Origin of the sequence: Alteromonas sp. 14N.309.X.WAT.G.H12 (assembly GCF_036697315.1) — a bacterium.
Classification (GTDB): domain Bacteria; phylum Pseudomonadota; class Gammaproteobacteria; order Enterobacterales; family Alteromonadaceae; genus Alteromonas.
In genome coordinates this window covers 1-1800 of the sequence record NZ_JBAHZB010000212.1, presented here as the reverse complement: position 1 = coordinate 1800, position 1800 = coordinate 1, and the positions used below count along the sequence as shown (strand labels likewise).

Below are 1800 nucleotides of genomic sequence, written 5' to 3'. Positions count from 1 at the left end.
GATAAAAATGGAAATGTGGTACAGACCCATCAGTATGATCCATTCGGCCAGCCACAAAACAGCAGCGATTCCCGATTTAGATATACCGGTCAAATTCTAATAGAAGGTACTGAGCTTTATTACTACAAAGCACGGATTTATCATCCAAAGCTAGGGCGTTTCCTGCAAACTGACCCTGTGGGTTATGAAGACCAGATGAATCTGTATGCTTATGTTGGTAATGATCCGCTTAATTACTTTGATCCCAGTGGAATGATTGGAATGCCAAACGAAAGCTCGTGTAAGGGCATTCTTTGTGCAGCTAAATTTGATTCAGCTAACTCTGAAAGCCTAATTGAAAATGGTGGATTGGAACAGAATGGAGAAACGAGTGACGGTATAGCTAGGTATACTGTCTATATGTCTCGTTCAAATATACAGTCAGGGTCGAATTTTCATGATATTTCTGGTGTGGATGGAGTCGCTAATTTAAGAGCGGATATGAATTCGTTGCAAATGGACACAATGTATATTACTGCAGGGATAACTGCTTTACCATTCGTGGCAGCACAACCTTTTATATTTTATGGTGGATTATCTACATCACATAAGGTCGCACTGCTCACTGCTATCGAGCTGTCTATGGCAGAAGCGAATAGTAGCTTAAGGCATTCTGTTAGTTCTGAAGCCAAAGAAGCAATAATTAAGGGAATCTTGAAAAGCAACTCGGCTGCGAGTGAAATTATTAAAAAAGCTACTAGCCAGAAAGGTCGAATGAGAGTCTATCCCGCACAATGATTAAGTACAAATCTCTGATATTAACGGTAATGCCAAGTTTGATATTTATAACAATATTTATTCTTGACTTACTATTTGCGGGTTATGGAAGAAAGTATGACTTAATAATATACCTTGGGTTTATCATACTGTTCATTTTAATGTCGGCTAGTAACCAATACGATTATTCTAATGGTAACGCAGGTAATTATTTTAAAACTAGTTTTCTATTCATGAGTTTTGTATATGGAATTTGGCTTTCTTTTGAGTTAGCAATGAACGGCCTTAATGGAATTGTTGGACTTATATTGGTCATTTTAAGTTACAACGCATCAATCTTTCCCTCTGTTTACAATAAGGAGTTTTATAGTTCACTCAGTATTGAATTAGGTACATTAATTAATGTGGCTTTCATGATCTTAAGTTTTTTTATGGCAATATTTGGCATTTTTAATGTCTATGTCGGAAGCTGGAATTGGCGTTACTTTTTTGGTTAGTAGTGACTCTTATTTATGCAAGTTAATTTGAATCCAAAGCCTCGCTAGTGCGGGGCTTTTTTTGTCTGGCTTACTTAAAGGGCCAAATGGCTGGAATCTGTGAACGAGTTTCGGCGAAATCAATTCAAGCGGAACCGCTGAAATGTCAGAACGGAAGTTTGATAGAAAGTCTTAATGGTGGTTATTCTTTTATAAAAAACCAAACTTGCTCTGGGCGATTTTGCATTTAATGGCGGAGGGACCGCTTGAATGACGGCGGCCTAAGCCATCTCACCAAATTTCATTTCAAGCACAACTTGCATGAGCCTAGCTCTATCCGAGTGAGTGTTGAAGTAGCTCTTAGGCGTTTTTGATTCCAGAATGGGGACGTTGGTATTAAGCCATTCTTCTCTGAGCATAGGATCATCGAACAGGTCGGCTATTTCTGCTTCTAGCGCTTCAAGTGTCACTGTCCTCTTCCCCTAAACTGAGACAGACTTAATTGGAGTTTTCTGCAATGATTAATGCAGGAGACGACTATGAAAAAATCACGCTACACAGAATCTCA

At 38.7% G+C, this 1800-nt stretch carries 2 protein-coding genes; one reads left to right on the top strand and one right to left on the bottom strand.

Annotated elements, in window-relative coordinates; all coding sequences use genetic code 11:
* Positions 1-777, top strand: a 777-nt coding sequence (locus V5298_RS20535) for an RHS repeat-associated core domain-containing protein (RefSeq protein WP_332933271.1), incomplete at its 5' end; no start/stop codon positions are given.
* Positions 778-1513: 736 nt separating this feature from the next.
* Here V5298_RS20535 and V5298_RS20530 read toward each other — a convergent pair.
* On the bottom strand, positions 1514-1702 hold the full coding sequence (locus V5298_RS20530; protein WP_332933270.1) for a hypothetical protein: 189 nt from the start codon (positions 1700-1702) through the stop codon (positions 1514-1516).
* Between the last annotated feature and the right edge of the window lie 98 nt (positions 1703-1800).